Annotated in this window: 18 protein-coding genes; 8 read left to right on the plus strand and 10 right to left on the minus strand. The window is 59.1% G+C overall.

Annotation, left to right across the window (positions count from 1 at the left end):
- Positions 1-32: 32 nt before the first annotated feature.
- From ACZ9IM_RS26400 to cbiE, 9 genes are all read right to left on the minus strand, one after another.
- Positions 33-2,150: a TonB-dependent copper receptor gene (locus tag ACZ9IM_RS26400; RefSeq protein WP_427627381.1), complete on the minus strand. Its 2,118-nt coding sequence runs from the start codon at positions 2,148-2,150 to the stop codon at positions 33-35.
- A 265-nt stretch (positions 2,151-2,415) separates the two neighbouring features.
- Positions 2,416-2,859, minus strand: coding sequence for a DUF2946 domain-containing protein (locus ACZ9IM_RS26405; RefSeq protein WP_476225395.1), 444 nt, complete (start codon positions 2,857-2,859; stop codon positions 2,416-2,418).
- Between the two features lie 21 nt (positions 2,860-2,880).
- Positions 2,881-3,360 carry a copper chaperone PCu(A)C gene (locus ACZ9IM_RS26410; protein WP_427627385.1) on the minus strand — a complete coding sequence of 160 codons (480 nt, stop codon included), beginning with the start codon at positions 3,358-3,360 and terminating at the stop codon, positions 2,881-2,883.
- A gap of 48 nt (positions 3,361-3,408) precedes the next feature.
- On the minus strand, positions 3,409-3,807 hold the full coding sequence (locus ACZ9IM_RS26415) for a DUF2946 domain-containing protein (protein ID WP_476225396.1): 399 nt from the start codon (positions 3,805-3,807) through the stop codon (positions 3,409-3,411).
- Between the two features lie 99 nt (positions 3,808-3,906).
- Entirely contained in the window at positions 3,907-4,197 is a 291-nt protein-coding gene (locus tag ACZ9IM_RS26420) for an addiction module antidote protein (protein WP_074873403.1), read from the minus strand.
- A 3-nt stretch (positions 4,198-4,200) separates the two neighbouring features.
- Positions 4,201-4,503: a type II toxin-antitoxin system RelE/ParE family toxin gene (locus ACZ9IM_RS26425; RefSeq protein WP_008011206.1), complete on the minus strand. Its 303-nt coding sequence runs from the start codon at positions 4,501-4,503 to the stop codon at positions 4,201-4,203.
- A gap of 194 nt (positions 4,504-4,697) precedes the next feature.
- On the minus strand, positions 4,698-5,426 hold the full coding sequence (locus ACZ9IM_RS26430) for a cobalt-precorrin-6A reductase (RefSeq protein ID WP_476225397.1): 729 nt from the start codon (positions 5,424-5,426) through the stop codon (positions 4,698-4,700).
- Entirely contained in the window at positions 5,423-6,520 is a 1,098-nt protein-coding gene (locus ACZ9IM_RS26435; RefSeq protein ID WP_476225398.1) for a cobalt-precorrin-5B (C(1))-methyltransferase, read from the minus strand. The genes ACZ9IM_RS26430 and ACZ9IM_RS26435 overlap by 4 nt, the downstream gene beginning before the upstream one ends.
- The gene (gene cbiE / locus ACZ9IM_RS26440) at positions 6,513-7,724 is read right to left on the minus strand and encodes a precorrin-6y C5,15-methyltransferase (decarboxylating) subunit CbiE (protein WP_476225399.1); all 1,212 of its coding nucleotides are present in this window, start codon (positions 7,722-7,724) and stop codon (positions 6,513-6,515) included. Before cbiE ends, ACZ9IM_RS26435 begins: the two co-directional genes overlap by 8 nt.
- A 241-nt stretch (positions 7,725-7,965) precedes the next feature.
- On the opposite strand from cbiE, the gene ACZ9IM_RS26445 reads away from it, so the two are divergent.
- From ACZ9IM_RS26445 to ACZ9IM_RS26470, 6 genes are all read left to right on the plus strand, one after another.
- Positions 7,966-8,622: a hypothetical protein gene (locus ACZ9IM_RS26445; RefSeq protein WP_427627395.1), complete on the plus strand. Its 657-nt coding sequence runs from the start codon at positions 7,966-7,968 to the stop codon at positions 8,620-8,622.
- Between the two features lie 145 nt (positions 8,623-8,767).
- Complete coding sequence (gene cobG, locus ACZ9IM_RS26450; protein WP_476225401.1) at positions 8,768-10,069, plus strand: precorrin-3B synthase; 1,302 nt, start codon at positions 8,768-8,770, stop codon at positions 10,067-10,069.
- The gene (locus ACZ9IM_RS26455; protein ID WP_427627399.1) at positions 10,062-10,688 is read left to right on the plus strand and encodes a precorrin-8X methylmutase; all 627 of its coding nucleotides are present in this window, start codon (positions 10,062-10,064) and stop codon (positions 10,686-10,688) included. The genes cobG and ACZ9IM_RS26455 overlap by 8 nt, the downstream gene beginning before the upstream one ends.
- A complete protein-coding gene (locus tag ACZ9IM_RS26460) occupies positions 10,688-11,419 on the plus strand; it encodes a precorrin-2 C(20)-methyltransferase (protein WP_030128260.1) in 732 nt (243 codons plus the stop codon). Before ACZ9IM_RS26455 ends, ACZ9IM_RS26460 begins: the two co-directional genes overlap by 1 nt.
- Positions 11,419-13,122 (plus strand): precorrin-3B C(17)-methyltransferase, encoded by a 1,704-nt coding sequence (cobJ, locus tag ACZ9IM_RS26465; protein ID WP_427627401.1) that lies wholly within the window; start codon positions 11,419-11,421, stop codon positions 13,120-13,122. The genes ACZ9IM_RS26460 and cobJ overlap by 1 nt, the downstream gene beginning before the upstream one ends.
- A 590-nt stretch (positions 13,123-13,712) precedes the next feature.
- On the plus strand, positions 13,713-20,792 hold the full coding sequence (locus ACZ9IM_RS26470; RefSeq protein ID WP_476225402.1) for a TcdA/TcdB pore-forming domain-containing protein: 7,080 nt from the start codon (positions 13,713-13,715) through the stop codon (positions 20,790-20,792).
- Between the two features lie 82 nt (positions 20,793-20,874).
- On the opposite strand, the gene ACZ9IM_RS26475 is transcribed toward ACZ9IM_RS26470, so the two are convergent.
- The gene (locus tag ACZ9IM_RS26475; protein ID WP_476225403.1) at positions 20,875-21,471 is read right to left on the minus strand and encodes a MarC family protein; all 597 of its coding nucleotides are present in this window, start codon (positions 21,469-21,471) and stop codon (positions 20,875-20,877) included.
- Positions 21,472-21,708: 237 nt separating this feature from the next.
- On the opposite strand from ACZ9IM_RS26475, the gene ACZ9IM_RS26480 reads away from it, so the two are divergent.
- Positions 21,709-22,494, plus strand: a complete 786-nt coding sequence (locus ACZ9IM_RS26480) for a hypothetical protein (protein ID WP_427627938.1) — start codon at positions 21,709-21,711, stop codon at positions 22,492-22,494.
- A gap of 59 nt (positions 22,495-22,553) precedes the next feature.
- A complete protein-coding gene (locus tag ACZ9IM_RS26485; protein WP_476225404.1) occupies positions 22,554-23,243 on the plus strand; it encodes a hypothetical protein in 690 nt (229 codons plus the stop codon).
- Positions 23,244-23,249 lie beyond the last annotated feature (6 nt).

Raw genomic sequence — 23,249 nt, forward strand, 5'->3', positions numbered from 1 at the left:
TCCATGTGGGAGCGAGCCTGCTCGCGATGCTTTTAGAAACGCATATCCACCTTGGTCCAGAGCGTGCGCCCCGGTTCGTTGATGGCTTGCGGATCATTGGCCGGAAAGCCGAAACCGGCGTTGCCCGCCAGGTTCAAGTGTTCGGCGTAAGCCTTGTTAAAGAGGTTGTCGACGCCGCTGCTGACCTTCCAGTTCTTGTTGATCCGGTACGCACCGTTGAGCGAGAACACGCCGAACCCAGAGCTCGTGTCGAAGTCTTTGCCAACCACGTTGCCCTTGTTCCGGTCGATGCGGTTCTGCGCCGCAACCACCCGCCACAAAGCGCCGGCGCTCCAGTTGTCTTCGCTGTAGGTCAGGCCGAAACGGGCATCCAGCGGTGGCATCTGCGGCAGGGCGCTGCCGTCGCTGCTGTTCTTGCCCCAGGCGTAGGCCAGGGTCGCGTCGGCTTTCCAGTTGGCTGTCAGCTTGTAGGCCGCCCCGAGTTCGCCGCCCATGATTCGCGCGTCGATGTTCTCGGCTTGCGAGGTCATGCCCATCATCCCCGGCGTGTAGTTGAACAGGATGTAGTCACGCACCTGTCCGACGTAACCCGAGGCCCAGGCTTCGAGGTCTTCGGTCTTGTATTGCAGGCCGAAGTCGAGCTGGGTGGTTTTCTCTGGTTTGATCGAGTCGAACGCATTCACCGAACCGGCGGGGCCGGACTTGGGTGAAAACAGTTCCCAGTAATCCGGGAAACGCTGGGCGTGACCGAGGCCCGCGTACAGCGTGGTCGGGCTGTCGGCCAGGTCATGCTCGTAACGGACGAAACCGCTGGGCAGCGTGTCGGCGCGGGTGTCGTCGGCCGTCGGGTTGGGGCGGGCCATCATCCCGGAGCCAATGGTCTGCCGATAATCCTTGGCCGACGCGCGATCCAGGCGCGCACCGGTGATCAACCGATCACGGTCGGCGGCGTACCAGGTCAGTTCGCTGAACACGCCGTAGTTGTGGAAGTCGGCGTCCTTGTTGCGCGGCACATCCTTGTAGGCGTCGACGCCCATCGCGCTGCGTTGGCGATGTTCGTTGGTCTGCGCGTCCAGGCCACTGATCAGTTGCACATCGGCCCAGCGCCAAGTGGCTTTGATCCGCGCGCCGAGGGTTCGACGGTCGACATTGGAGGCCATGGGGCCGGCCATCATCCCGGTGCCGGACGGCGTGCGCAGGGTGTAGTTGTCCATCACGTGGTCGGCGTAGTTGTAGTAGACCTGTGCCTCGACCTTATCCAGCACCTCACCGATGTTTGACTGTTCGAAGCGCAGGCCCAGGCTTTCGCGCAAGAACTGCGAACCGTCCATGCCGCGCCCGGCGTAACGGGCTTCGCCGTCACCCTTGCCGGCAGTCAATTCCAGCAGGGTGTCGGCGTTCGGCGTCCAGCCCAGCGCTACATCTCCGTTCCATTTGTCGTAGCGCGAGGGCACGGTGTCGTTGTTGCCGTCCTTGTAATCGTCGGAATGCGCGGTGTTGCCGATCACGCGCACGTAACCCAGCGGCCCGCCAGCAGCGGCGTCCACTACTTTGTCGAAGCGGCCGTTGGAACCGGCCAGCACGCTGGCGTTCACCCGGGTGCCGAGTTCGCCGAAGCTCTCCGGCTCACGGTCGAACAGGACGGTGCCGGCCGATGCGCCGGGGCCCCAGAGCACGGTTTGCGGGCCTTTGATCACGGTGAGTTTGTCGTAGGTTTCTGGTGAGATATACGAGGTCGGCGCGTCCATGCGGCCGGGGCAGGCGCCGAGCATCATGCTGCCGTTGGTGAGGATATTCAGTCGCGAGCCGAACATGCCGCGCAGCACCGGATCGCCGTTGGTGCCGCCATTACGCACCAGAGCGAAGCCGGGGATGGTTTTCAGATAGTCGCCACCGTCGCTGGCCGGCACTGGTTGGCGCGGGTCCTTGGGGTTGGTGACGATGGTCAGCGGCGAACTCGGCGCGATGGCGGTGATCACCGTCGGGCTCAGTTCTTCGGTGTGGCCGGTGTGTTCATCGGCCAGCACCATCGGTGTCAGCAGCACGCCGCAAAGAACGGCGGTGGCGTGCCTGAAACGAACGCGGGATTCGTTCAGGGCAAAAGAAGCCTGGGCAGCGCCCAAACGTGTGTCAGCAGAAAACCTGGACATGACAATTTCCATCGAACAGTCGTAAACGACACGGCCGGCAGCCTGTGCAAATCTCTGTGGGAGCGAGTTCCTGTGGCGAGGGGGCTCGCCCCCGTTAGGCCGCGAAGCGGCCCCAAAACCTGCGATCGCCGTGTATCAGGTACACGGCGTGCAACGTTTTACGACTGCTACGCAGTCGAACGGGGGCAAGCCCCCTCACCACACAGCTCGCTCCCACAGGTAGCTATGGCCATCTTGCGGACCGTGTGAGATCGGAGGTGGGTGTTTACGCGACGATCGGCGGTGCGCGGGTACGGGCGCCGGGGAAGAAGGTTTGCCGGGCGTGGCCCAGGCGGGTGGCGGGAGTGCTGAAAGTGGTTGTCTGTGGACTGTCGAAGGCGACGAAGGACAGACCGCCAGTGAGCGCCGGGCAATTGAACAGCAGGCTGCAATAGCCGCATTTTTCCCAGAGTGCGTGATGGTCGGCTTTGGGTGGGCAGTGCTCGGCGGCGGGTTGCGCGCCATGTTCCATGGCCGACATGTCCATGGGCATGTCCATCGACATGCTCATGCTCATGGACATTGAGGCGCGTTGATCCATCGGCATCGACTGAGAAATCAGCGGGCCGATAAAGATCATCAGCATGGCGAACAGGCTGATCCAGCCGCCGCGCGTCAGGCTCATTGGCTGACGGCGGTGCATGGATGACCGGGTGCCAAGCGGGCGCATGGGCGTTTTCAACGTGGGCGATTACTGAGCGTGCATATGCTCTTGCATGCCGTCAGGCGCCTTTTTCTGCACCGCGACCTCGACCGTCACATCGCCGGATTTTTCGAAGTGCATCGTCAGCGCGAAGCGCTTGCCGTCGCTCAACAGGCTGCGGTCTTTCAGCTCCAGCAGCATTACGTGATAGGCCATCGGTGCGAAGGTGACTTCGCCGCCAGCCGGAATCTCGACGCTTGGCACTTGCTGCATTTTCATCAGGTCGTTTTGCTTCACGTGCTCGTGCAATTCGGCCTTTCCCGAAATTGGCGAGTCAACGCTCAGCAGTCGGTCGGCGGTTTTGCCGTTGTTGTGAATCACGAAATACGCCGCGACGGTGGGCGCGTTGGGCGGCAACTCTTGCGACCACGGATGGGCGATCTCAAGCTCGCCAGCCTTGTATTCGTGAGCATTGGCAAAACAGGCAGGCAGCAGCAACACAGCCAGAACGATGAGTTTGTTCAACATGGCAGTTCTCCAGAACGATTCAAAACGCAGGTCAATTGCGAGAAGGAATCACACCAGAGGGGATGCGCGGGGGTTGAGACTCGGCCATTGCTGTCGCGGTGTAGGGGTGTCGAGCGTGGCCGGCGGCAGGCTTCGATTGGCCTCGAAACGCGCAAAATACAGCTGCGGCGTATGCCCCGGCAACGTCACCAATGGCGCAGAGCCCGAACAGCACCAGCAATGCTGCATGTTGGAATGATCGTCGCTCTGCGGAGCTTTCTGCTCGATATCGCCCAGGGAAATCGCTACCAGTTTAGTGCCGTTGGAAGAGCAGAAACTGCCCCACAGCAACTGTTCGGCCGGCGATTTCGCCGTCTGCGCCATCGCTCCGGACATCGGCATGGCGAGCATGTTGAACAGCACTGCAAAGCAGGCGATCCAGGCAAATGCGAGCCGTTGTCGGGACATGAGGACAGATCCGGTTGAGTGGGCGATCAGGCGCGGCTATTTAGCCTGATCAGGGGCGATAAGTAAAAAGGCCGCGTGCGGTGTGGTGTCGCAGTGCAATCAGAGAGCGCTGGCATGCAACCGCAGGCCTAATGCTTTCATCACTTTCATGATAGTCGCGAATTCCGGGTTGCCAGTGCTGCCCAATGCTTTGTAGAGACTCTCACGACCCAGCCCGGCATCACGGGCAATCTGTGTCATGCCTTTTGCACGCGCTATGTCGTTGAGTGCGGCACGTATGAGAACTCCGTCACCTGCATCTTCTTCAAAGCAGGCGTCCAGGTAAGCGGCCATTTCTTCTGGTGTTTTGAGAAACTCGGCGGCGTCGAATCGGGTGAATTGTTCGGCCATGACTTACTCCTCATTACCGATGTTTTGCGCCATTTGAAGAGCGCGCTTGATATCTCGCTTTTGAGTCGACTTGTCACCGCCCACCAGCAGCAGATAGACCACTGCCCCTCGACGAGTGAAATACATCCTGTAGCCGGGGCCGTAATGAACACGCATTTCATAAACAGCCTCGCCTATGGGTTCACAATCACCGAAATTACCGTGTTCGGCAGCTCTGAGCCTGGCGATAATGCGAGCTTTACCGATGATGTCCCTCAGTGAGTCGAGCCAATCGGCAAACGCACGAGATCGTTCGAAGTCGATCATATTGGATCGTATTCCTTGGGATACAAGTTGGCAAGCCACACTTTTCTCGGCCCAATGGGAGGCCTTACCCATGAGTGGCATGGGTGGTGTTGCTAGCTAGGATCAGGGGAATCGAATATAGAGTTGAAGCGCTTGCCGGGAACAGTCGGTCCTCTCCTGGAAAGTTGTCGGCAAAGTCGCAAGCTCGTGCAGGTTCAGGAAATGTCTGACACTGACAAAGCCGCCAAGACGTCATCCACCGCCCAAAACTCCCGCTCAACCCCAGGCAACACCGGCCGCTTCAACACCAGCACCGGCACTCCGCGTTCCCGCGCCACTTCCAGTTTCGGCTCGGTGGCGGTGCTGCCGCTGTTCTTGCTGATCAGCACATCGATCTGCCGCCGTTCGAACAGCTCGCGTTCATCCTCGATCAGAAACGGCCCACGCGCGCCAATCACCTCGCAGCGCTCATTCCCGGGATAAGCGTCCAACGCACGCAACGTCCAGAATTGCTCCGGCGGGATTTCGTGCAGGTGCTGCAGCGGTTCGCGACCGAGGGTAAACAGCGGTCGCCGGAACGGTTTCAACGCTTCGATCAATTCGGCCCAATCGCTGACTTCGCGCCAGTCATCCCCGGCTTGTGGTTGCCAGGCCGGACGCCGCAGGGCCCAGCATGCAATGCCACTCAATTGCGCGGCGGTCGCGGCGTTCTGGCTGATTTGGGCCGCGTAGGGATGGGTCGCATCCAGCAGCAGGTCGATGCCTTCATCGCGAATGAACTGCGCCAGACCTTCAGCGCCGCCATAGCCGCCAACCCGAACCTGGCAGTCCAGATCCGTCGGCACGCGACCGACACCGGCCAGGCTATAGATGTGTTCCGGCCCCAGGGTTCGGGCGATGGCCAGGGCCTCAGTGACGCCGCCGAGCAACAACACGCGCTTCATGGAAAAACTCCTGCATGGCCGACAATCCCGCCCTGGCGATCGATGGCGAATACTTCGACCTGAACCTGCGCCGGCACCACGCTGCGGGCAAAGTTCAGAGCGTGCTGACACACCGCGTCGCCGAGCGCGATCCCGGCAGCGCTGGCCATGGCCAATGCCTGCTGACTGGTATTGGCTTCGCGGATCGCCTGTTGCAACGTCTCATCGGCGCCGACCGCTGCTGCCCATTCGGCCAGTTGCGGCAGGTCGATGCTTGAATGCCGACTGTGCAAATCCATGTGCCCGGCCGCCAGTTTGCTGATCTTGCCGAACCCGCCGCACAGGCTGAGTTTATCCACAGGTACTTTGCGCAAGTGCTTGAGTACCGCGCCGACGAAGTCGCCCATTTCGATCAGGGCGATTTCCGGCAAGTCGTAGACCCGGCGCATGGTGTCTTCGCTGGCGTTGCCGGTGCACGCGGCGATGTGCAGGAAACCGTTGGTTTTGGCAACGTCGATGCCCTGGTGGATCGAGGCGATGTAGGCCGCGCAGGAGAATGGCCGGACGATGCCGCTGGTGCCGAGGATCGACAGGCCGCCGAGAATTCCCAGTCGCGGGTTCATGGTTTTCAGTGCCAGGGCTTCGCCGCCCTCGACGTTCACCGTGACCTCGAAGCCGCCCTGATAATCCAGTTCTTCGGCCAGCAGCGTCAGGTGCTCGCTGATCATCTTGCGCGGCACCGGGTTGATCGCCGGTTCGCCGACGTTCAGCACCAACCCTGGTCGGGTGACGGTGCCCACCCCACGACCGGCGCTGAAGCGAATGCCCGGCTCACAGTGCAAGCGCACCTGGGAAAAGAGCAGGGCGCCGTGGGTCACGTCCGGATCGTCGCCGGCGTCCTTGATCGTTCCGGCTTCGGCGCCGTCGTTCATCAACCGACAGAATTCCAGGCGCATTTGCACCCGTTTGCCTTTGGGCAGAATGATCTCGACGGCGTCTGCTTCCACGCCACTGAGCAGCAGGCGTGCCGCCGCGAGGCTGGTGGCGGTGGCGCAGCTGCCAGTGGTCAGGCCGCTGCGCAGCGGGGCGGGTTGTTCGGCGGTTTCGTCACGCATCGAGGGGCTTCGTCACGTCCAGCAAAGTAATCGGCAGCGCCTGACGCCAGGTGTCGAACTCGCCCAGCGGCTGCGCCTGAGCGACATGGATGCGGGTCAGTTCACCGCCATGCCGTTCGCGCCAGGCCATCAAGGTCACTTCACTTTGCAGGGTGACGGCGTTGGCCACCAGTCGACCACCGGGTTTGAGTTGCGCCCAGCAAGTGTCGAGTACGCCTTCGCGGGTGACGCCGCCACCGATGAAAATCGCGTCGGGGCGTTCGAGTCCGGTCAGGGCTTGGGGCGCGCTGCCGCGAATCAATTGCAGACCGGGTACGCCCAAGGCATCGCGGTTGTGTTCGATCAACAACTGCCGCCCTTCATCCGCTTCGATGGCCAGTGCCCGGCAACTCGGATGAGCACGCATCCACTCGATGCCGATCGAACCGCTGCCGGCGCCGACGTCCCACAGCAGTTCGCCGGGAATCGGGGCCAGGCGCGCGAGGGTAATGGCGCGCACATCGCGTTTGGTCAGTTGGCCGTCGTGCTTGAAGGCAGAGTCTGGCAACCCGGCGAGTCGGGACAGGCGTGGCGTGTTCGGTTCGGCGATGCATTCGATGGCGATCAGGTTCAGATCGGCGATCACCGGGTCGTTCCAGTCGTTGGCGACACCCTCGATGCGTCGTTCGGCGTCGCCGCCCAGATGTTCCAGCACGGTGAGGCGACTCGGCCCGAAACCGCGCTCGCGCAGCAATGCCGCGATGGCCGCCGGAGTCTGGCCGTCGTTGCTCAACACCAGCAAGCGCATACCGCTGAACAGATGGGCGTAGAGTGCGGCGACGGGGCGGGCGACCACCGACAGTGTTACCACGTCCTGCAACGGCCAGCCCAGGCGAGCGGCCGCCAGTGACACGGAGGACGGGGCGGGCAGGATCAGCATTTCCGCGCCGGGCAGTTGCCGCGCAAGGCTGGCGCCGACGCCAAAGAACATCGGGTCGCCGCTGGCCAGTACACAAACCGGCTCGCCACGCAGCGCCAGTAACGGCTCAAGGGTAAACGGACTGGGCCAGAGCTGGCGTTCGCCGCGAATGCACACCGGCAGCAAGTCCAGTTGGCGCTGGCCGCCGATGATCCGCGAGGCGGCCATCAGGGCGCGCCGGGCATTCTTGCCCAGGCCCTTGAAGCCGTCTTCACCGATTCCCACAACCGTTAGCCAGGGTGTCATGCCGTTCCTTAATCCAGGGTTGATCTCAAGGGCGGCATGATAACGCGGCTGCCGGTATCTGACGCGGGTCGGTTGTCGGAGAATGTTTAACCGATAGCGGAAACTTAATGTTGTGCAAAAGCGGTTTGCTTAATGCGTGTTTTTGCTAGTTTGGCTCCAGCTTAAGTCGGGCTTAATGAAAGTTCTGATTTAACGACGAAACATTTTACTTTTTAATGATTGCCAGGTTGGCAGGAGAGATATGGATATCAATTCAAACACAGATAACATCCGCAGCAATGCAATCGCTGTGAACAATATGTTGTTCACAGGCATCGGGGGTCAGACTGCAGCCGACAACCATTTTGTAAAGAACTGCGTTCTACTCGCGCAGATCAAGGCGGACGAACTTTACAACAGCAGTACCCAGCCTGCTGAATGGTTCGATCACTTTGCCGGCATTCTCTGGTCATTTGGCTGGAATCTTGAGGAACAGCCCGTCGTTCTGGTCCAGCGCGAATTCTCCGGAAGCGTGCAGGAGGCATGGCGAAAGTTGGCGGCGCCGTTGCTCGCGCGTTCCCAACTGGCACAAGTTGAAGCAGGACTTGCAGCGCTGGAAAACGATGCGGCGATCCTGAAAAAGTTTACGGCCCTGAGTGGCAAGACGTTCAACTCGCATATTTTGCCGATCAGTTATAACGCCAGCGGCGAGTTGGTTGTGGTGCTCAGTCACATCCGGTTTATCAAGATGGTCCTCAATACCACCTATCTGTTTTGGCAGATCCATCAGCCGATGTCGCAACTGGATATTCGCGCCAGAAAACTGGTGATCAAGCGCCGGGCGATGGATGCCCATCGAGCGAGCGTTGAGCAGGCCCTTCGCGAGATCCCTTTCAAGCTCGAAGAGTACGAACTCTGAACAGCGCCAGGCTGCGTAATTTGTAGCCTTGGCGGTTTCCGACCGGCAGGCATTTTCATGCGCTCGGGCAAAGCAGGCATAATGGCGACCTTTCGCCCACCACAGCGCTGCCAGCCAGCCGGTCACCCCTTTGAACGAACGCCCGATGTCCACCGCTTTACGCCCCTCGGCCTGCCCGGGGTTGCTGCGTATCGTCCAGGCACTGGATGGCGGCATCTGTCGGATCAAATTGAACGGCGGCTCGATCAACACTGCCCAGGCTGAAGCGGTGGCCAGCGCGGCCGAACGGTTTGCCGAGGGCGTGATCGAGGCGACCAACCGGGCCAATCTGCAGATTCGCGGGATCGGTAGCGAGCAGACGGCACTGATCGACAGCCTGCTCGCCGCCGGATTGGGCCCGCGTACCGCCGCTGGCGACGATGTGCGCAACCTGATGCTCAGCCCGAGCGCCGGGATTGATCGGCATATGCTGTTCGACACGCGCCCGCTGGCTGAACAGATTCTCGCCACCCTGCAAAGCCACGAACGCTTCCACGAGCTCAGCGCCAAGTTTGCCGTGCAACTCGACGGCGGCGAGGCGTTGGCGATGCTCGAACACCCCCATGATTTGTGGTTGTCTGCTGCTGAGCGAGAGGGCGAACAGTTGCTGGCATTCGGTCTGGCGGGTTGCCCCACGGACACGCCCGCAGGTTCAGTGTCACTTGAGCAAGGACACGCGTTGGTCGTTGCAGTGCTGGAGTTGTTTCTCGATTTGGCGCGGCCCGATCAAACACGGATGCGTCATGTGCTGGCCGAAATCCCGGCCGCGGATTTTCTCGCTCGCCTGGCCGAGCGTGTGCCCTTGAAGTCGATCACGGATTGGCGGCGCTCGTTGACTCCGGATGCTCTGCACATCGGCGCTCATCCGCAGGCTGGAACCGAATATGTCTATATCGGTGCCGTACCTCCTTTGGGGCGGCTCGATCCCGTCATGCTCAGAGGCGCGGCGCAACTGGCGCGCGAGTGCGGCGACGGGAGCCTGCGTTTCACCCCATGGCAAAGTCTGTTGCTACCCACTGTTGGAAAAGAACGGGCGCCCGAAGTCGTTCGACGTCTGGAACAACTGGGCCTGCTGTGTGAACCCGATCAGCCCTTGTCACGATTGATCGCCTGCACTGGTTCTGCTGGCTGCGGTAAAGGCCTGGCCGATACCAAGAGCGACGCCTTGCAATTGGCTGCGCTGTTGCAACGCCACGATCAAACAGTGCATTTGTCCGGTTGCCAGCGTTCCTGCGCCGCCGCCCATGGGGTGCCGGTCACGTTACTGGCCGTCGCCCCCGGTTATTACGACCTCTATTTTCGCGATGCGGGGCAGCCGGGCTTCGGCGCCCTGCACGCACGCAATCTTACTATTGAAGCGGTCGGCGCCTTGCTCGACGCCCGCCCACGGAGTTCCCTTGATGCTTGATTACATCCGCGACGGTCAGGAGATCTATCGCAACTCCTTCGCGATCATTCGCGCCGAGGCCAACCTCGAGCGCATCCCGGCCGATCTGGAGAAACTCGCGGTGCGGGTGATCCACGCCTGCGGCATGGTCGAGGCCATCGACGGGCTGCAATTTTCCGCAGGCGCAGGCAAGGCCGGGCGTGATGCGCTGGCGGCTGGCGCGCCGATTCTGTGCGACGCGCGGATGGTCAGCGAAGGCGTGACCCGCGCGCGTTTGCCGGCCAACAATCCGGTGATTTGCACCCTGCGCGATGACAGCGTGCCGGACCTTGCCCGTGAGTTGGGCAATACCCGTTCCGCCGCCGCGCTGGAACTGTGGCGCCCGCACCTGGAAGGCAGCGTGGTGGTGATCGGCAATGCGCCGACCGCACTGTTTTATCTGTTGGAAATGCTCGACGCCGGCGCCCCGAAACCGGCGCTGATCCTTGGCTTCCCGGTGGGCTTCGTCGGCGCCGCAGAATCCAAGGCGATGCTCGCGGCGGACAGCCGTGGCGTGCCCTTTGTCATCATGCAAGGCCGGTTGGGCGGTAGCGCCATGGCCGCCGCCGCCGTCAACGCCCTTGCTACGGAGATCGAATGATGCAGCAACCTGGACGTTTGATCGGCCTGGGTGTCGGCCCCGGTGATCCGGAACTGATTACCGTCAAAGCCTTGCGCCTGTTGCGCGAATCGCCAGTGGTGGCGTACTTCGTCGCCAAGGGCAAAAAGGGCAACGCCTTCGGCATCATCGAAGCGCACCTGCAGGACGCACAAACCTTGTTGCCGCTGGTTTACCCGGTGACCACTGAAGCGCTGCCGGCGCCGTTGTCGTACGAACAAGTGATCAGCGATTTCTACGATGCGGCTGGCGAACAACTCGCTGCGCATCTGGACGCCGGCCGTGACGTGGCGGTGATTTGCGAAGGCGATCCGTTCTTCTACGGCTCTTACATGTACCTGCACGATCGTCTGGCCGAACGCTATGAAGCCGAAGTGGTGCCGGGCGTCTGCTCGATGCTCGGCGGTGCGTCGGTACTCGGTGCGCCGCTGGTGTATCGCAATCAGAGCCTGTCGGTGTTGTCGGGGGTGTTGCCCCACGAAGACCTCAAGCGTCGGCTGGCCGATGCCGATGCCGCGGTGATCATGAAACTGGGGCGCAATTTTCCCAAGGTCCGTCAGGTGCTCGAAGAACTCGGTCTGGCCGAGCGTGCGCTGTACGTGGAACGCGCGACCATGGCCAATCAGAAAATCGTGCCGCTGGATCAGGTCGAGCCGATGTCCTCGCCTTATTTCTCGCTGATCATCGTTCCTGGTGAAAGGTGGCAAGGCTGATGGCCCATTCCGCTCCGGCGATTGTCATCCTCGGTAATGGCAGCCTCGCGACCGCACGCAAAATTCAGCAGGTGTATCCGGGCGCATTGATCCATGGATTGGCCGAACGGGTCGATGGCGCGGACCTTGTTTATCACGAGTTCGGCGCGACCCTGCGCGAGCTTTATCAACAGGACACGCCGATCATCGCGCTGTGCGCCGCCGGGATTGTGATCCGCACCCTGGCGCCGTTGCTGCTGGAAAAAGGTGCTGAGCCACCGGTGCTGGCCGTGGCCGAAGACGGCAGCGCCGTGGTGCCGCTGCTCGGCGGCCTCGGTGGGGTGAATGTCATGGCGCGCGAGATTGCCGCCGGCCTCGACGTCGCGGCGGCGATTACCACCAGCGGTGAGCTGCGTTTCGGCACGTGCCTGCTCAATCCCCCCAGCGGCTATGCCTTGGGCGATCTGGAGCTGGGCAAGCGCTTTGTCTCGGACTTGCTGGCTGGCGAACACGTGCGCATCGAAGGCGCTGCGCCCTGGTTGGCGCAAGCACAGTTACCGCAGGATCCCGAGGCTCATTTGTCGATCCATGTCGGCAGCGCCGAACGGACGCCGGCCGCCAATGAACTGTTGATCTACCCGCGCAGTGTGTTGTTGGCGGTCAGCGCCAGTGTGGCGGATTTGCCCCAGGCGATTCGCGCGGCGCTACGTCAGGCGCGAGTCGCCGTTCAATCGCTGGCGTGCTTGCTGGCGCCGGTCACTGAGATGGCCAACTCGACGTTGCGCGAAGCGGCGCTTGAGTTGGGTGTGCCGCTGCGTTTTGCGTCGGCTGCCAGCGATGCCAGCGAGTTGGCTCGCGAGGCTATTCCCGGCGCGACGATTATCCCGATCGACGCGAACCTGGCGCTGGCAATCGTCGAACAGCCGCTGAACGTTGCGCAGATCGGCCAGCCACGCGGTCGACTGGCGGTGATCGGCCTGGGCCCGGGCGCTGCCGAATTGATGGTGCCTGCGGTGAAGGCTGAACTGGCCAGAGCCACTGATGTGCTCGGTTACGAAACCTATGTGCGCATGGCCGGCCCGTTTCGCCCGGATCAAGTGCTGCACTGCACCGACAACCGCGAAGAGATGCAGCGTGCCCGTCACGCCTTCGAACTGGCGGCCCAGGGGCGGTCGGTGATCGTGGTCTCGTCCGGTGATCCCGGCGTGTTCGCCATGGCCGCCGCCGTGCTGGAAGCCTTGCACGAGTCGACTGACCCGGCCTGGCACAGCGTCGATCTGGAGATTCTGCCGGGGGTTTCCGCTTCACTGGCGACGGCCGCTCAGGCCGGTGCGCCGTTGGGGCATGACTTCTGCGTGATGTCCCTGTCGGACAACCTCAAGCCGTGGTCGATCATCGAAAAGCGTCTTGACCTGGCCGCCGAAGCCGATCTGGCGCTGGCCTTCTACAACCCGATCTCCCGCTCGCGGCCATGGCAGCTGGGCCGTGCGCTGGAGATCGTGGCACAGCACCGTACCCCTGAAACCCCGGTGGTGCTGGGACGTGATATCGGTCGGCCCGGTCAGACGCTGCGGACCACTACACTCGGCGCGCTCACGCCGGAGCAAGTGGACATGCGCACCATGGTGCTGATCGGCTCGTCCACCACTTGCGTGTTCCCCCGCGCCGAAGGCGGTGACTGGGTGTACACGCCGCGCTGGTATGGCAGCAAACCCCTCTGCTGAAATCTGGCGGCCCGCCCGGGCCGCCTTCATCACCTCAGTCCGGTTATTTCTCTCGATTGTTTCGGCATTTGTGCGTGTAAGCCTGTTCGGTTGTTTGAGTGGGATTTTGTTACCTGCCACGAAGAATTTTTATTCTGCTTTGTAGGACGTTCTACTTTGATTTCCGGATTTTTCAGGGTGTGACGAATCATTATTTCAGGCGCTTGTTCTGAGGTCCGGCCTATAAAGGGCTTTCCAGTATTTTGGCTTGTGAGTCATGACTAAACGAGTAAAAGTGCATAAGTCTGTAACGTTGGATGTAATGTTTGTTTTGTAATTAATTGAATTCCTTGTTGGTTGAGCGGTATTGAGTGTCGGGTTAGTTTTAACGTGTGCTTTATTGGTGTTGGTCGATTTTAAAGAGGTTGTGTGACGCTTCGGCGATATACCTCTAAATGTATTGATGCTCGATGCCCGTCTTGGAACGGCGGCGCTTTCTTCGCTTTATTTATAACAGGTTAAATGCCCGGGTGCCTGAGTGCCCTTGTGGAATTATCATTGTCTAGAGTCGGTTTCGGCTTTTTTATATACGATAAATGGAAGTGTTGTTTATGAGTGAGTCTAAGTTCTCGTTGACGGATGGCTACGTCAATTTTGTGGATTTGTTCAAGCGAGTGGATCTTGAGCAGGCATTAATATCATATAAGGGCACCGATCAATATGACGCGGTGTTTCGCTATTACTTGGGTTGTATCGATTCGCTGGGTTCTCCACAACTGTTGGAGCCGTTAGGGCTGCTAAAACAAGCATTGGGGGCTTTGGAGGGAGGTAGCCGCCGGCGCCGCGCGGCAGAGTCGGAGCCACCTTTGAATGGTGGTACCGAGGCTGATGAATTGGCGCAAATCTACAACAAAGTAGAGGGATTCGAAGCGCGCCTGCACAACAGCCTTGAGCAACTGAAGACACCTGCCACCGAAGTGCCGAAGAATCTGCATTTCGTCTGGCTTGGGGGTGGCGTCGGGGCGATTCAGCGCGACTACATCAATGTTTGGAAGCAGGTGATGGCCAAGGAAGGCTACGGGCTGAATGTCTGGTATGACAGCGATGGGTTACTGGTTCACGAAACCAATCGAATCATTGTCGAGGCAGCAAAGGCTGATGTGCTGTCCGGCGAAGGACGGGTTGCCTCCGGCCATGATTTGGCCGATCGGTATGAAGAGCGAGCCACTGCGTTGAAGCGCCAGATGTACATGCACATCAATCAGGCGACCGAACGCGGTAACAGTGCTGATGAGGCGCGAATGGACTTGCTGGTTCGCGGCTACGGTCAGGACGAGGTAACCCTGCGTGCGTTGAGGGATAAAAACGCTCAACTCATGGCCAACCTCAATGAAGAGGGTATGCGGTTGCGCGATGTTCATGAACTCCGAGCATTCTCGCGACTGGAGGATTTCTATAACCGTGAAATGTCCTTGCGCGGCAATCTCGCCGCCGCTTCGGACATTGTGCGGGTGCTGGTGGAACATGGCGAGGGCGGCATCTACAACGACGTGGATTTCTTGCCGCCGCTTGCTCAGAACCTGGCTGGTATTGACGTTAACCAACTAAAGCTCGACGCACGGCTAGGTGTCTTGCAACTATTGCTGGACCACAATCCTCACTGGATACCGGGTCGCCAGACGCTGCGCAGTCGTTACACCGACTACTCTGGGCAAATCCCGGCGGCGCATCGCGATGCGCTGGAAAGATTTGCCAAAAGCGCACCTTCGTTAGAACAGGTGTTTGTTCCATTCGAGAATCGCAATGTTCGGCCCGACAGTTTGCAGTTGGCGATGATCGACAATGGCGAGTCCAATGCGCTGATTATTAGCCATCCCGGGTCGGCGGCGCTGGAAGCCATTATCGAGCGCTTCGAGATCCACCTGCATGTACTGCTAGCGGTTGAGCTCGAGGCCGACAAGCGCAAAATCAAACTCTACGATGCCAATGGCATTTATGAGCTAACGGAGGAAGTACTCAGGGACGAATTCGATATCTTCGACCAAAAATCCGGCAGCGATGATTATCGGGCCAGTAACTTGTGTAGGGGGGGCGCCGATTACTTCAGTGACGGCATCCGTCCCCAAGCCCAGGGCTCGATATTCCTGACAGGGCCGGGAGCTGTACGGGCCGGTCTAATGGACTACGAAAGCAAGCTTTTGACGCCGGGTGGCGCTGTTGAATTTCGGGATGCGGTACGGTTGCACACTGGGTTCAACAACGCTACAGAGGAGGAGACGGACCACTCATGGAAAGAAAACGCTGAAAATACGGAGGTCTGGTTCGAAGCGGAAAAAAAACGCTGGACCGATGGCGAACTGAAAGCCCGCTACACAGGAAACATGGCGGAACTGCTCAAACACCAGAGCATTGATTTTGAGGAAGGCTGGCCGGTAATCGAGGGCCGACATGTGCTGTCCACCGAGCTGTTGCAGCATCTGGCCGATGAGCTGGGCGAGCCGTTCATGCGGACAATGAGTCGTAGCCATAACGGTACGGTGACCTTCGACAAGGCTGTATCCCTGAGCTTCGATGACCGCCAATCGATCCTCGCTCAAAGCCCCGATGCGCTGCCGCCTGCATCATTGAGCGATCCGCAGACACAACAGTTGCCTATCGATGAACTCTTGAGCCGACTCGCCAAGGGTAGCCTCGAAGTCGCTCAGTTGAGCCCCTTGCAGCGTCTGCTGCTCGGCGCCTTGACCGGTGCGCAGGCATTGGATAATCACAGCTTCGACACGGTTCGTCCGCAGCTGGATAACCTGGCCAACAGCTTCAGCGAACTAGGCGCGGCGGGCCGCTACGCGACGATCGAACACGCGCTGTATCAACGCCAGGCTCCCGGGTTTCTGGCCGGGCTTGTCAGCCCTCTCGATCATCCGCCAGCGCTTTCCGAAACCGCCCTGGGGCTGAAGAAAAACGCGCTTGAGCAACCTTTGACGCTGCGCCGGTGGGGCAAGCAAGTGGCCCGAATCCAGCAGGTGGCGAAACTCGAATACCGTGACCAGATTGTCGAGCGCCTCGGTGTTGTTCTGGACGGTTTCGAAGCGGGCACCGTCAAGCTTGTCCCGCAGGATTTATTGCTTCAGGGCTCCGGTGACAGGGTGGGTGGGCGTTGTTATCCACTGGCCCTGGTGATGGCGGCAGCCTTGTCGGAGGGGAAGGCCGCGGCCAACATTCTGCGCGAGCGATTCTACCTGGGGGTAATCGAGCCGCAAGGGAGTGATTCAGCGATCTTTCTGCACAGCCTGGAGGCGTTGCGGGATGTGCAGATCAGTGAGGTGGGCAGCGTGCTGGGGCGTTCGGATCTGAGTCAGGTTGTGGACATTCTGCAAGCCAGAACAGCCACCAGTACGCTGATGCTCAACTCCGATAATCACGCCATGCTGGTGGCCAAAACCGTTGAGGGCGAACGCAGCACTTATCACTTCTATGATCCGAATTTTGGCGTATTCGAGTTCGAGCATCCGACCCAGTTCAGACAGGCGTTGGAACAGTTCTTCCTCCGGCAGAAGATGGCCAGGCATTACGCGGCCTATGGCGATGCGGCGCGTCCGACCTTCGATCTGATCGAGCTGGAAGGCTCGCGGGTGTCGAGAGTGGCATTGCCTGGCTCAACTTCTGTCTCGCAACTGCTGCAACCCGGCACGTTGGCGGGACAGCCGCAACGCCCTGTCAGGCAGCGTCTGGCCAGTGCCCGCGGACAATCATTGATGAGTAACCCTCGCCTGGGCAGTTGTCTGCTGGCGCTGGACAGTCACGGGTGGGGGCAACAGATCGCGCAAGTGACGACCCGCCTTCAGCAGCAGAATCAGCTGGCACCCCACCTTGTACCGTTGTTCGAAACCCTGGAGATCATGCCCGACGGGATGTACCGGATGAGCTTGGTCGACCCTGCAAACCCTGAGCACGTGGTACGAGTCTTCACCGATGACCCGAGACTCTTGCGCATAAAAAATTACCTCTCGGAACGTTTTGCAGCCTTGGCCAATCAATCATCCGTTCCGGGCGATCCTGTCGATCCTACCGATGTTGGTAGTGTCCATACCCTGAACGCTGGCTTCGCCATACAAGCGCTGATGAACGCGTTGAGGGAACAGGAAGGACCCGATCGGTCCCTGACCCTGGCTGTCCGGTTGCATGCCTATGTCAATTACGCGCAGTTGGTGCATGGCAATGTGGTCGATGTGGCGGGTCTGGTAGGCCTGGTTCGACAGGCGCTGGTGGAAGAGAAACTGATTGCCCGTACTGTCGCTCCGGTGGTTAAAGCCGCTGTGGGGCCGAGTGTGGGCGAAGCGAGCGGAGGATTGCTGCAGCTGGCGAATGTCGGGTTCGACATCTACCAGTTGACGACCGCGCAGAACGATGTCGAGCGGGCGCAGTTTGGGACGCAACTGGCTTTCGACTCGGCCAGTCTGGTGTTGTCGGCAGGCGCTTATGCCGTCGGCGTCACAACTGCCGGGGCGTTTCTGGGTGGGGCCGCTGTGATGCTGGCCGGGTTGGCAGTGGGGGTAACGGCACTGGCTCAGGGTTTTGCCGCCATCGCCGAAGAAGCCAAACAGGTCGGGCTGTTTTTCGATGAAGTTGAAAAGGCTTATCGCCAAGCCTATCGATTCGACAACGCTTTGACCGCGTGGATACCGCGCTCGTCGTTGATTGTTCAGACGCTGGATCTGAACGCCGGCAAATTGCTGCTCGACAGCCCCAGGCTTTACCCGTTACGCGATCATTTCGGGGTGCCGACCTTTGATGACGATTACGAGCGGGCGATCGATATTCGTCAAGAACTGGGCCTGCCCGGTCGTATAACCTTCACTCCGCCCGCCGGACAGGCCATCGTGCTGCCTTGCACACCGCAAACCTGTTATGGCTACGAGTACAAGGCGCTGCCTTTCGCTACGCTGCGCCATGACACCGGGTTCGACACGGCTCGGCGTCTGGAGAAAAAGAAAGCGGATGGGGGGCGGCTGTTTCTGTTTTCCTTCTATTCATTTCCCAGTGATTACATCCTTTATCGCCTGTTCCCTGTCTATCGGCCAACAGTGATCAACGTGCTGCTCGATGCCGTCGAGCGCTCGCTGGTAGTGCCTGTTCTTCCCCCGATCTGGCACGGGAAAGTCACTTATCAGATTCAAGGCGCCGGTAAGCACTGTGCATTGGTGCTCAATCCTGGAGTGAATCTGACACTCGAGTCGCCGAGCCTGCAGCTATCGAGCTGGGTGCTGGAGGCCTCTTGGGCCAGTCAGAGCGATATTCGGCTGGAGCGTTTCGGGGCATTGTTTATCGGTGACGTTCAGGTGGAATTCGCAGGAAAAGGTCGTCACGAAATCCTGGTCCGGATCACGGACAATCAAGTGTTCCAGGTTGAGCGCGGCAAACAGACCCTCACCCTTGTCGAGCAGGATGTGCCACCAGGCATGGATCGACAGACGCTGCAGGAGCATTTCAAAGTATTGGCTCAAGAGCATCGTCTGGTGATGCCGTATACGCCGGTTCATCACTATCTGATTCCCTTCGAGAAGCCGGATGAACCCCGATATACCACCGCTTGGTATGACGCGAAGGAGGAGCGCTTCCTGTACATCCGTAACGAGGAGGTACTGGCCGCTGATGAAGCGCTGCTGGGAGTGGTGGCTGGTGGCTACGCCTATTTCTACGAACCGCAGAATTACGAGATCTGGCAAGTCGAGGTGGTCACCGGGCTGCTCACTCATCGTTATCGGTTGCTGCTTAAAAATACGGAAGCCACCATCAAGCACATCGAGGCAGATGCCCGGGGGGTGATTCACGTCATACAGGAAGTCGCTCGCGAGGATCAGGCCAGCGATGTACTGGCCTACATGATCCATGATGGGCAATTGTTGCTGAGCTCGGTCACCCGCGACATGGATCGGACGCTGGAATCGGTCTTCAGTGCCAGCGACACACTGACTGACTGGTCGCAGGTACTGGGCAGCTATTACCCCTTTACGCCAGTCACTGGCGAAAGCACCTTTGTCACCGTCGACTGGCAGCCGGCCCCCTTTGTTTCGGTTTGCTGGAAGTTCGAAGCGAACACACGGGACATGGCCTGGGTTCGTGACAGTGACCACTTGATCATTCGTCCCTCCTCAAGACTTCATCATGGCCGCGGATGGGCCGACTCAATCAGCAACATGACTGATCTGACGCTGCTCACACCGATGGACGAGGGCGATGTATTTGTCATCTACGACAGACTAGAACAGCTGCTATGCCGCAAGTCGCGCACCGTGGTGGGGGGCAAAGGACAGTGGTCCCATACGTGGGTGCAGCCCGAGAAGCTGGAGAATGTCGTGACTGTTGAAGGTGGGAACGTGGCGCTGACGTCTGATGGTCTGTTCTTCAACGTGACTGGCCAGGGATACCTTGAGTTGGGAGGCTTGAGTGAACCGTGGCTCAAGGATCGTGTGCATTGGTGGTCCGCATTGGAACCGCTTGCCCGGCAACACGCGGCCGAGCGTTTTGCCCTTGTCGGCTTGACCAACTTCAGTGGCGACGCGAGTTTGTGCGCCTGGTACGTCGGCAATCGGTTGCTGCTGGCTGATCTCGGACATGGAAAGGAGGTGCGTTTACTGAGCGTAACCCCGGATAGCGAGGCGGCCTGGTTGTTCGATGTCTCGAGCGGCGAGGTCTATCGTCAGGCATTTATCGATCCGCAGAAACTGGAGCCCGCATTCGGTCAGGGGGCGCGATTGCTCTTGGCGGACGCGTTACCCGCCGCGCAGCGTGAGTGGGCGCCCTGGCAGTTTGTCGAGCTGACGGTAGAAGTGGCGGGACTGCGAGGCACAACGTTCGACGGCGTGATGGTCGAGCTGCGTGATCAAGAACCGGCATGGATTACCGGTGTCACTCGTGAGTGGGTCATTGCTCAGGATGGCCGAATGCACGAGGGCCTCAAACAACTGGTGGACAGCCAGCCTCATACTGCGCTGCTGTCGGTGGAGGAACCCGGTAGCCTGATGTGGTTCGTCGCCGGGACCGAGCGTGTGATTCGGGTGGCAAAGGCTGCGATTCCGGAGTCCTTTGAGCTGCTGGGAACGCAACAACAAACCAACGTGTTGCTTCATGAAGACAAGGACGGATTACTGCTGACTTACCCGGGCATGGGGCATGCGGGACCACTCAGTTATGTCCAGCGCGATGCCGAGGTATTGGTCATTGAAGGCCAGATGAAGATCGGCGATGTCCTGCCGCTGATACCGGACGATGTCACGACCCTGATCCTGCGCATGGGGCAAGGCGCGGTGAGTTACCAACTGTCAAAGGCGGCCTGGCTGAGGCTCGAATCGGTCATCCTCGACTGCCGGCATTCGCTGGGCAGCGCGGCGCCGATTCCCGGCAAGTTGATCTGGGAGCTGGATGCCCCTGAAAAGTTGTTGCTGAGCATCGTCCAGGAACACTTGGTGATCATTGATCCGGACAGCGGGCACAATGTGATCTTTCGTGAGGTGTATGCGACGGATGTCAACTTGCGAGGCGAAGTCTTGCTCGGGTTCGAAGGGCATCGACCTTATAGCGTTTCAACATTGGTGCAGAGGTTGGTCGCTCGGCAGAGCACGCATGACAGTGCAACGCTCAAAGAGCTGCTGAGCGTGTCGATTGCTGAGTTGGAAACGAGTCTGGTGGTTTAATCACCGGCAGTTGTCTGCGATTACGTCCTGGCCGAAAAAAGGCAGCAGGTTGATACAACTTGCTGCCTTTTTGCCTGTCGGTTCAGGGAACCAGATAGCCCTTCACCCCGGTAAAAATAATCTGTGCCGCCAGCGCACAAACGAACAATCCCATCAACCGGCTGACAATCTGCAGGCCTTGATCGCCAAGAATCCGTTCTATTCGGCTGGACAGATAAAGCACCACGCCGACGGTGAAACTGGCCAGCGCAATGCTGAGGATGGCGGTCAGCTTGTCGTCCCAGTGGGGCTGACTCACGCCCATGACCAGCAGAGCTCCGATGGTACCGGGGCCGACCGTCAGGGGGATGGTCAGCGGGACGATGGTCACGTCCTGTTGCACGTTGTCGGTCTGCACCGCTGACTTGCCTTGAGCCATGCCGAGTGCCGAGATGAACAGCACGCTGCCGGCACCGATACGGAACGCGTCTACGGTAATGCCGAAGACATTGAATATGACCCGCCCGAACAGGTATAGCAAAACGCTGGAAACCAGCGTGGCGACCGCTACTTTCCAGGCCAGGCGTCGCTGCTCCTTGCGCGAATAACCGCGGGTCAGGCTGATGAAGCAGGACAACACGAAGAACGGGCTGTAGAGCACCAGCATCTTCAGGTAAACGCTGAACAACACGTGGAGCATGATTTCGGCTCGTAGCGGCAGATGGGCAGAACGGAGTCTATCAGTCGCTTTAATGTTTGGGGGGATGGCGTGAGGAACCGGGGGGGGTAAATGTAAGTTGTTGAGGTTGAAGTTTGTTAGTTGACGAAATGTTGATATCAACAGGTTACATGTTCTTGTTTGGCGTTTCTTCTGTCTTTGGTTATTGTTGTTTGGCGGGTTCAAGAGGAGCCTGTTTTAATTAATAAGGAATTGGTAATGAATGTTCATAGTGTCGAGGATTGCGCTGTAGCCGAATGTATTCATCGTTTGGAAAATTATGAGCTGGACGGCGCTGAAGTTATGCGCCCTCGCAGTTTTTCGATACCGGTTGTCAATGAACCCGGCAAAGGTTCCATTGTGGGTGAGGGCATCTTGTCCTTTACCGGCAACCTGAGTGAACAAAATCGGGAAGATGTTCAACACGCTTTTCTATTCGCAAGTCTGGTCGCAAACAAAAAGTTCCCGTACGAGTATCAGGGCAAGGAATGGTATTACCAGTTCCTGGAAGTCATGACCCATGCAGGCTGGCTGCCGACCAGTAAGTACTACAACGACATGAACATCGGCGGTAACACCGTACGGATGGATCAATTGGTGCTGGAGATCCTTGGCAGTGTGGTTGCCGGGCTTGCCGTGCCTGGCTCGGCCTCCGTCCTGATGCTGAAGGTGGCGGGCGATGCAATCACCGCATTGAAAAAACGTGAAACCGCGTTGACCCTGTATGAGCGCAACATGCTGGAACACGGTGTGGGCGGTATGGCGGCCGGCACCTGCACCGAAGTCAACGGTGAAGTCACCATGGCATTGGGTACTGTTCGTTTCATCCGCAAGAACACCGCAAAGCAAGTGCTGTTCATGGATTGGGACTCCCGCGAGGTGAAGCTGTATCGCGGTGACTCTGTCTTCAGGAAAGTGCCTTATATCGTCGAGCAAACCCGCGACACGATTCGTGCAAAACTTGGTTTGAATGCGAAAACCAAGATCGAAGATTACGACATCTGATCGAATGTTTTAAAAGGGCGGCCGCTTCTCGGTCGTCCTTTTTTCAATGAGGGTTTGTTATGGCTCAGTTATACAGCTTGTTGACGGTGGGTAACGCCGTTGTTGCTTTGTCGGATATTGAAAAAATATCGGCTTATGATGATGTCGTACATTCAAGTCTGCTGGCGCAATTGGTTGCCAACAAAAAAATCGAAAGCATGAAAGTTGAAAACTGGTATGACGCTTATGTTGCGGTGCTGGATGATTTCTGGATCCGCAACTTTAAGTTTCGCCAGGACTTTTCTCTCAACGGGCTAAACGCCTCTTCCGCGCTTGAATGGGCCTTGGCTGCAATGGCAAATAGCGGTGGTGAAGATCATGCTCTTGGCGGGTTTCTGGCGTATGCGGCGCAATTGCCGTGTTATGTCCCTGCCATCCAGATATGGCCCGAGGAGCGTTGCGAAGAGGAGATGCAAGGGCCTTGTTTACCGCTCAAGGCTGTGCGCCTGCTGGCGATTGTGGGGCAAAGCCCGACCTCGATCAGCAGCATTTATCTCGAATTCAAGACCAGGCAGGCGCTGACCCTGAATCCGTGGTCGCAGCGTTTTGAGGTCGATGAAGTAGAAGGTCAGGTGTGCGTACGATACGCACGGGCGAATCTGTCCGAAACCCTCTACGCGTTATCCCGCGAGGCGATTACCCACAAGCTCGGGAATCGATTGGCGGACAACGTGGTGCTTGTGGTCGAGAAGGTCGATATGGGGGAGTGATACGTC

This window comes from Pseudomonas sp. TE12508, assembly GCF_056279485.1.

Bases quoted from the DNA above. Each gene is read 5' to 3' on its own strand.
- ACZ9IM_RS26400 (WP_427627381.1), bottom strand. From the start codon at position 2,150: ATGTCCAGGTTTTCTGCTGACACACGTTTGGGCGCTGCCCAGGCTTCT.
- ACZ9IM_RS26405 (WP_476225395.1), bottom strand. From the start codon at position 2,859: ATGCGCCCGCTTGGCACCCGGTCATCCATGCACCGCCGTCAGCCAATG.
- ACZ9IM_RS26410 (WP_427627385.1), bottom strand. From the start codon at position 3,360: ATGTTGAACAAACTCATCGTTCTGGCTGTGTTGCTGCTGCCTGCCTGT.
- ACZ9IM_RS26415 (WP_476225396.1), bottom strand. From the start codon at position 3,807: ATGTCCCGACAACGGCTCGCATTTGCCTGGATCGCCTGCTTTGCAGTG.
- ACZ9IM_RS26420 (WP_074873403.1), bottom strand. From the start codon at position 4,197: ATGGCCGAACAATTCACCCGATTCGACGCCGCCGAGTTTCTCAAAACA.
- ACZ9IM_RS26425 (WP_008011206.1), bottom strand. From the start codon at position 4,503: ATGATCGACTTCGAACGATCTCGTGCGTTTGCCGATTGGCTCGACTCA.
- ACZ9IM_RS26430 (WP_476225397.1), bottom strand. From the start codon at position 5,426: ATGAAGCGCGTGTTGTTGCTCGGCGGCGTCACTGAGGCCCTGGCCATC.
- ACZ9IM_RS26435 (WP_476225398.1), bottom strand. From the start codon at position 6,520: ATGCGTGACGAAACCGCCGAACAACCCGCCCCGCTGCGCAGCGGCCTG.
- cbiE (WP_476225399.1), bottom strand. From the start codon at position 7,724: ATGACACCCTGGCTAACGGTTGTGGGAATCGGTGAAGACGGCTTCAAG.
- ACZ9IM_RS26445 (WP_427627395.1), top strand. From the start codon at position 7,966: ATGGATATCAATTCAAACACAGATAACATCCGCAGCAATGCAATCGCT.
- cobG (WP_476225401.1), top strand. From the start codon at position 8,768: ATGTCCACCGCTTTACGCCCCTCGGCCTGCCCGGGGTTGCTGCGTATC.
- ACZ9IM_RS26455 (WP_427627399.1), top strand. From the start codon at position 10,062: ATGCTTGATTACATCCGCGACGGTCAGGAGATCTATCGCAACTCCTTC.
- ACZ9IM_RS26460 (WP_030128260.1), top strand. From the start codon at position 10,688: ATGCAGCAACCTGGACGTTTGATCGGCCTGGGTGTCGGCCCCGGTGAT.
- cobJ (WP_427627401.1), top strand. From the start codon at position 11,419: ATGGCCCATTCCGCTCCGGCGATTGTCATCCTCGGTAATGGCAGCCTC.
- ACZ9IM_RS26470 (WP_476225402.1), top strand. From the start codon at position 13,713: ATGAGTGAGTCTAAGTTCTCGTTGACGGATGGCTACGTCAATTTTGTG.
- ACZ9IM_RS26475 (WP_476225403.1), bottom strand. From the start codon at position 21,471: ATGCTCCACGTGTTGTTCAGCGTTTACCTGAAGATGCTGGTGCTCTAC.
- ACZ9IM_RS26480 (WP_427627938.1), top strand. From the start codon at position 21,709: ATGAATGTTCATAGTGTCGAGGATTGCGCTGTAGCCGAATGTATTCAT.
- ACZ9IM_RS26485 (WP_476225404.1), top strand. From the start codon at position 22,554: ATGGCTCAGTTATACAGCTTGTTGACGGTGGGTAACGCCGTTGTTGCT.